At 73.7% G+C, this 6,644-nt stretch carries 6 protein-coding genes; 1 reads left to right on the top strand and 5 read right to left on the bottom strand.

What is annotated here, in order from left to right; translation table 11 throughout:
- Nucleotides 1-574: TetR/AcrR family transcriptional regulator (locus OUY22_RS34980; protein WP_270159598.1), on the bottom strand; the 574-nt coding region annotated here is incomplete at its 3' end.
- 76 nt (nt 575-650) lie between these two features.
- Here OUY22_RS34980 and OUY22_RS34975 point away from each other — a divergent pair.
- Nucleotides 651-1,814 (top strand): FAD-dependent monooxygenase, encoded by a 1,164-nt coding sequence (locus OUY22_RS34975; RefSeq protein WP_270159597.1) that lies wholly within the window; start codon nt 651-653, stop codon nt 1,812-1,814.
- Here OUY22_RS34975 and OUY22_RS34970 read toward each other — a convergent pair.
- The 4 genes from OUY22_RS34970 to OUY22_RS34955 form a co-directional block, all read right to left on the bottom strand.
- Nucleotides 1,717-2,601, bottom strand: coding sequence for a DMT family transporter (locus tag OUY22_RS34970; protein WP_270159596.1), 885 nt, complete (start codon nt 2,599-2,601; stop codon nt 1,717-1,719). The genes OUY22_RS34975 and OUY22_RS34970 overlap by 98 nt on opposite strands.
- Before the next feature lie 117 nt (nt 2,602-2,718).
- The gene (locus OUY22_RS34965; protein WP_270159595.1) at nt 2,719-3,093 is read right to left on the bottom strand and encodes a VOC family protein; all 375 of its coding nucleotides are present in this window, start codon (nt 3,091-3,093) and stop codon (nt 2,719-2,721) included.
- 45 nt (nt 3,094-3,138) lie between these two features.
- Nucleotides 3,139-5,289: an accessory Sec system translocase SecA2 gene (gene secA2 / locus OUY22_RS34960; RefSeq protein WP_408638254.1), complete on the bottom strand. Its 2,151-nt coding sequence runs from the start codon at nt 5,287-5,289 to the stop codon at nt 3,139-3,141.
- A gap of 152 nt (nt 5,290-5,441) precedes the next feature.
- Nucleotides 5,442-6,455, bottom strand: coding sequence for a DMT family transporter (locus OUY22_RS34955; protein WP_270159594.1), 1,014 nt, complete (start codon nt 6,453-6,455; stop codon nt 5,442-5,444).
- Nucleotides 6,456-6,644: the final 189 nt, after the last annotated feature.

The raw sequence follows: 6,644 nt of genomic DNA, 5'->3' as shown, positions 1-6,644 counted from the left end.
CGGCGGGCTCGGCGGGGTCACTCTGGAGCATGCCGGCCAGGAGCTCGCGCACGCCGGCGCGCAGGTCGTCCGTGGACGGTTCGGCGCCCGCGCCGGCGATCGTGTCGAAGATGACGCCCTCGGCGAACGCCACGAGCTGCCGGCCGTGCCGTACCGGATCGCGCGAGCCCGCGGCGGCGAGCAGGGCGACGGCGGGGGCGCGGAACCGGTCCCCCGCCCGGTCGTAGATCACCCGCAGCTCCGGCCGCCTGGTGGCTTCCAGCGCCAGCTCGTAGCGGGCCAGCGTGCGCCGCCGGTCGCGCAGCTGGGCGGTCAGCACTCCGGCGAGCAGCTCGGCCAGGTCGGCGTCCGGCGGCGGGCCGTCGGCCGTCGCCCCGACGACCGCCCGCTCCTCCAGCTCCGAGAGTCGTGACAGCGTGAGCTCCAGCAGGGCCGCGCGGGTGCGGGCCACGTTGGAGGTGGACCCCGGCGGCAGCCCGGCGGCCTCGTCGACCGCCCGGTGGGTCAGCCCGCGCATGCCGCGCTCGGCCAGCAGGGTGATCGCCGCCTCCGCCACGGCCTCGGATCGCTTCACGGACACCGATCCTACTTTTGCGCTGCGCACTACAGTCGTAGTAGCGTGATACTACAGACGTAGTGAAGGGATGGCCATGAAGGCGATCGTCATCGGCGGCGGGATCGGAGGGCTGACCGCGGCGGTCGCCCTGAGCCACAGAGGGTGGGACGTCACCGTCCTGGAGCGCGCGCCCACGGTGGAGCCGGTCGGCTCCGGGCTGGCCATCGCGGTCAACGGGCTGCGCGCCCTCGACACGATCGGCCTGGGCGACCGGGTGCGGGCCCTGTCCCGCGTCCAGGGGCGGATCGGGATTCGCAGGCCCGGCGGCCGCTGGCTCACCCACACCAGTGGCGAGGAAGCCGCGGCGCGCTACGGCGGCCAGGCCGCCGTGATGATGCTCCGCGCCCAGCTGGTCGACCTGCTGGCCGAGGCGCTCGGGCCCGACCGGCTGCGGCTGGGCACGACCGTCACCGGCGTGGACACTGCCGCCGGCGTCGTCCGGTCGGACGCGGGCGAGTTCGCCGGGGACCTCGTCGTGGCCGCCGACGGCATCCACTCCCCGACCCGCCGGGCGATCTTCCCTGACCATCCCGGCCCGGTCTACGCGGGGGTGACGGCCTGGCGCGGCCTGGCGCCCAGGCCCGGCGCACCGCTGCGCGGCGCCGAGAGCTGGGGCCGGGGGCTGGTGTTCGGCACGCACCCGCTGGATGACGAGACGGTCTACTTCTACGCCACCGACGTGGTCCCGGCCGGAGAGACCCCCGCCGGTGACGAGCGGGCCGAGCTGACGCGCAGGTTCGGCGGCTGGCATGAGCCGATCCCTGAACTGCTGCGCTCCGCCGACCCGGCCAGGATCCTGCGCACCGATCTCTACTACCTGCGCGAGCCCCTGCCCGCGATGCACGCGGGCCGCGTCGCGCTGCTGGGCGACGCGGCCCATCCGATGACGCCCAACCTGGGCCAGGGCGCCTGCCAGGCCATCGAGGACGCGGTCGTGCTGGCCCACCTCGCCGGCGGCGACCTGACCGCCTACACCGAGGCCAGGCTGGGCCGCACCGCCGACGTGGTGCGCCGGTCGATGGGCGTCTGCCGGATGACCAAGCTGCGCCACCCCGTCGCCGTGGCCCTGCGCGACACCGCGATGTCGCTGGCCACGCGGCTCACACCCGATCTGATGCTGAGGCCAATGGACGGGATTCTGCGGTGGCGGCCACCGGCGCCGGCCGCGAGTGATCCGGTGCCAGACGGCCGAGCGTGATCGTGCCGGCGATGGTCAGCGCCGCCGCGCACAGCGCCGGGATCGCGGCGGACGGGCCGGCCGGCAACGGCTCGCCGAGCAGCAGCACCCCCGCCGTCACCGAGACGATGGGGTCGACCACCTGCACGCCCGCGTAGGCGATGCCGAAATAGCCGACCGCGTAGGAGCGCTGCAGCAGCACCACCGCGAAGATCAACAGCACCGGCACGGCCAGCGTGAACCAGTGGACCAGTCGCCCGAGGTCGCCCTCCAGGCCGCCGCCCACCACCCGGACGAACGTCGACACGCTGGCCGTGACCACGCCCGCGCCGACCGCCAGCAGTATCGCCCTGACCGGCCCGCGCACCCAGGCGGCGGCGACCTGGCTGACCAGGGCGATCAGCACGACCACGCCGATGAACCCGAGCGCCGCGCCGTCGCTCAGCCGGGGGACGGCGTCACCGTGCGGCACCAGCGTCATCAGCCAGAGCAGGCCAAGGACCACCGCGATCGACCCGAGGATCTCCGCCCGGTACGGTCTGCGGCCGTGCAGGAAGGCGGCCAGCGGCACCGCGAACACCAGGGTGGCCACGCTGATCGGCTGCACCGCCACCAGCGGCGCGAAGCTCAGCGCGACCGCGTGCAGGCACGCGCCGGTGAGCCCGATGGCGCCGCCGATCCACCACCTCGGGCGCCGCATCAGCTTGAGCGTGGCGCCTTCGGCCACGGCCTCGAACTGCTGCAGCGCCGCCCCCAGCGCGTATCCGAGAGCACCCGCCAGCGCGATGAGCACGCCGATCCAGGTCATGGGCGCCCGCGGCGGGGCGAAGGTCCTTGAAGCACTGCACCAGCCTAGGGCGTACGCACGGCGACCGAATCATCCTTTCGGACATTCTTCACCCGCCGAAGGCCTCCGGCCTGGGGTTCAGGACGTCTCGGGGCAGACGCAGAACGCGTGACCCTCCGGGTCCAGCAGCACGACCCAGCCCACGCCCTCGTCGGTGACGCCGGGCTGGAACTCCGGCTTGGTGGCGCCCAGCGCGAGGTACTCCTTCACCGCCTGGTCCACGTCGGGCACCCGGAAGTCGAGGTGGAACTGCTTGGCGGAACTGGGCCACGGGACGGGCTCGCGGCCGGGCACCCGGCCGAAATAGAGGGTGGTGGTGCCATCGCTCAGCCCGGCGTACTCGTCCTCGGCGTGCAGGATGGGCAGCCCGGTCACCTGGTGGTAGAACTCGGCCAGTTTCTTCGGCTCCGCGCAGTCGATGCTGGTGGCGAGGAGCTTCGCTTTCGTCGTCATGCGTCGAGCGTCCCAGCCGTACCTGCCATCCTCTGTCAGGTACGGTCACGTACGCGCGGAGCCGCCCTTGACCCGCTTGAGTATGCGGTCCCACTCGGTGCCGAACGGGTTGTCCTGCACCAGGTAGGTCCAGGTGGCCTCGGGCCGCCTCAGGTCGGGCTCGGGGGCCTCGAACGCCTCCAGGGAGCGCCGCTCGATCTCCGCCTGCAGCGACTTGTACTCGGCCACCGCCTCCCGGTGGAACTCGTCGACCGGGCTCATCCGGCCCAGCGCCCGCAGGTGGATGCCCTCACGCAGGTCGTGCAGGAAGGCCAGGTGCTCGGTCCAGCAGGTGTCGATGGCGTGCAGCACGATCTGCCGGGCGATCTCCTCGCGGGTGTCCTCCGGCAGCGCCGCCCACCGCTCGGGGTCGGCCTCGGCCAGCGCGCGGGCCGCCGAGTCGGTGTGGAGCACCTTGTCGCGCCACTCCAGGATGAGCTCGCGCTGCTGCTCCAGCAGGCGGGTGTAGCGCCAGGTGTTGCGGTGGATCTCCAGGTTGACGCCCTCGGCCACGCGCTGGGCGTGACCGACGATGTAGGCGGCGCGGCGGTGGCGCACCCGGCCGTCGGGGTCGGCGGCGGGCGGCCGCTCGTCGGCGGCGAACTGGGTGACCAGCTCGTCGTCGAGGCCGACGAAGAACACCGAGCCGCCCGGGTCGCCCTGACGCCCGGCCCGGCCCCGGAGCTGGTCGTCCAGGCGGCTGCTGGCGTGGCGGCCGGAGCCGATCACGTACAGGCCGCCCAGCTCGGCGACGCCCTCGCCAAGGCGGATGTCGGTGCCGCGGCCGGCCATCTGGGTGGACACGGTGATCGCGTCGCGCTCACCGGCCCTGGCGATGATGGCGGCCTCCTCGGCGTCGTTCTTGGCGTTGAGGACCACCGGGTCGAGGCCGCGGCCGCGCAGCAGCGCGGCGAGGCTCTCCGACTCGGCCACGTCGAGGGTGCCGATGAGGATCGGCCGGCCGGTCTCGTGCACCCGCTGGATCTCCTCGACCAGCGCGGTCTCCTTCTCCGGCGCCGTCGGGTAGATCCGGTCGGGCTCGTCCTCACGCACGCACGGCCGGTTGGACGGGATCACCGCGACCTTCAGCCCGTAGAACTCGCCGAGCTGCTCGCTCACCGCGACGGCCGTGCCGGTCATGCCGCACACCCGCGGGTAGCGCTTGATCAGGCCCTGGACGGTGATCGAGTCGAGGATCTCGCCCTTGTCGCTGGCGGGCAGCGCCTCCTTCGCCTCGACGGCCGCCTGCAGGCCGTTGGGCCAGCGCTGCAGCACCGCCACCCGGCCGCGCGACGGGTTGATGAGCTGCACCTTGCCCTCGCGCACGATGTAGTCGACGTCGCGGGCGAGCAGGGCGTGGGCGTGCAGGGCCAGGTTGAGCTCGATCAGCGTGCCGGGCTCGTTCTCGTCGTAGAGCTCGACCTCCAGCAGCTTCTCCACGGTCTCGGCGCCCTTGGGCGTCAGGTAGACGTTGCGGGCCTGATCGTCGATCTCGTAGTGGTAGCCGCGGACGAGCGTGCGGACCAGCGCCGCCATCTCCGGCACCGTGTTGCCCACGTCGGACGAGCCCGCCATCACCAGCGGCACCTTGGCCTCGTCGACCAGGACCGAGTCGGCCTCGTCGACCAGCGCCACCTCCGGCTCCGGGACGATCAGCTCGCCCGCGTCCGTGCGCAGCCGGTCGCGCAGCACGTCGAAGCCGATCTCGCTGACCGGCCCGTAGGTGACGTCCCTGGCGTACGCCTCGCGCCGTTCGGCGGGCGTGGAGTTCTGGTCCAGCCAGCCTACGGTGACCCCCATGGCCTCGTAGAAGGGTGCCATCCACTCGGCGTCGCGCCTGGCGAGGTAGTCGTTGACGGAGATCACGTGCACCCGCCTGCCCTGCAGGGCGTAGCCGGCGGCCGCCATGGCGCCGGACAGCGTCTTGCCCTCGCCGGTGGCCATTTCCGCGATCTTGCCGTCGAGCAGGGCGAGCGTGCCGATCAGCTGCACGTCGTACGGACGAAGCCCGAGCGTGCGGTCGGCGGCCTCCCTGGTGATGGCGCAGAACCCGGCGAGGTCGCTCATGTCGGGCGCGGGGAGCTCGTCGAGCGCCTTGATCCGGTCGGCGCGCTCGGCCGCGGCCTTGACCACCTTCCGGTACGGGCTCAGGCTCACCCCTCCGGGGCGGTCCAGAAGGTTTCTGACGATTCCTGTAATCGAGGCCACAGTTCCTCCAACGCGCGCTTCGCCGGCACCGTTCCCCTCGCGCCCGCGCGGAGCGGTCCGCCGTACGGACCCTAACCCATCCGGCGGACCGCACCCGCCCGCTACTCCCGCCGCGCCCGCCAGGCCGGGACGACCCCGGCCAGCAGCAGCGACGCGCACCCGGCCCAGCCCCAGGGGCCGGGCCGCTCACCGAGCAGCGCCACCCCGACCAGGGCGGCGAAGGCCGCCTCGCCGAGGGAGACGATGGCCACGGTGGTGGCGCTCAGCGTGCCGAGCGCGCGGAAGAACAGCCCGTAGGCCAGCGCGGTGGGCACCGCGCCGAGGAAGACGAGCAGGGCCGCGCTCTCCCAGCTGAGCTGCGGCAGCACGCCGCCGGCCAGCGCGAACGGCAGCACGCAGGCCGCCCCCACGAGGAACCCGGCGGCCGCGGTGGCCAGCGGGCTGCCCGGCTCGGCCGCCGTGCCCCGCCGCCGTGACAGCAATGTCACCCCGGCGTACCCGAACGCCGACAGCATCGCGTACCCGGCGCCCGCGAGCGGATCGCCCGGCGCGGCGGCCACCTCGGGTCCAGCCGTCCCGGCGGGTGCCGGATCGGGGCCGAGGGGGGCGGGGTGCTCGCCCGGGGAGCCCGCCACCAGCAGGGCCAGGCCCGCCAGGGCGGCCAGGAGGGCGGCGAGCCCAGTGGCGCCCAGCCGCTCGCGGAGGAAGAGCCGCCCGCCGAGAGCGGTGAACACCGGGGTCGCGCCCATGGTGATCACGGTGGCCACCGCGACCCCGGACCGCGCGATGGCGGCGAAGTAGGCCGCCTGGTAGACGGCCATGCCCGCCCCCACCACGAGCACGTGCCCGCGGAGGTGGCGGTCCGGCCGCAGCCGCGCGCCGCCGAGCCGGGGCTGACCGAACCGGGGCGAGCCGAGCAAGGGCGAGCCGAGCAGGGGCAGGCCGAGCAGGGGCAGGAGGAAGGCGGCGCCGAGCAGGAAGCGCCAGAAGGTGACGTCGAGGGCGTCGAGGCCGCCCGCGGCGAACAGCAGGGATCCCGCCGCGCCGCCGGTGCCCCAGGCCGCCGCGGCGGTGACCACGTACCCGGTGGCACGCCGGATGGACAGTTGGGTCATGACAGATCGCTCCGGATGGGAGTGGTGGAAAGGGCCCGTAGGCGGGCAGCAGCCACCCCCGGATCGGTCAGACCCGGAAAATCAGGAAATGCCGCCCGCTAGCGGGCGGGCGGCGGGGAGCAGGTGATCAGTCGCGGCACGGGCCCACCTTAGTGCCGACGGCGGGCGCCGTTCATCCGGATATAACCC

The sequence above is a fragment of the Nonomuraea corallina genome (assembly GCF_027620315.1).
Classification (GTDB): Bacteria; Actinomycetota; Actinomycetes; order Streptosporangiales; family Streptosporangiaceae; genus Nonomuraea; species Nonomuraea corallina.
Note: the sequence above shows the minus strand (reverse complement) of the source record. Positions and strands in the feature narration are given on the sequence as shown.

What these genes read in the sequence shown, in the direction of transcription:
- OUY22_RS34965 (WP_270159595.1), bottom strand. Translation starts at nt 3,093, where the DNA reads ATGACGACGAAAGCGAAGCTCCTCGCCACCAGCATCGACTGCGCGGAG.
- OUY22_RS34955 (WP_270159594.1), bottom strand. Translation starts at nt 6,455, where the DNA reads ATGACCCAACTGTCCATCCGGCGTGCCACCGGGTACGTGGTCACCGCC.
- OUY22_RS34970 (WP_270159596.1), bottom strand. Translation starts at nt 2,601, where the DNA reads ATGACCTGGATCGGCGTGCTCATCGCGCTGGCGGGTGCTCTCGGATAC.
- OUY22_RS34975 (WP_270159597.1), top strand. Translation starts at nt 651, where the DNA reads ATGAAGGCGATCGTCATCGGCGGCGGGATCGGAGGGCTGACCGCGGCG.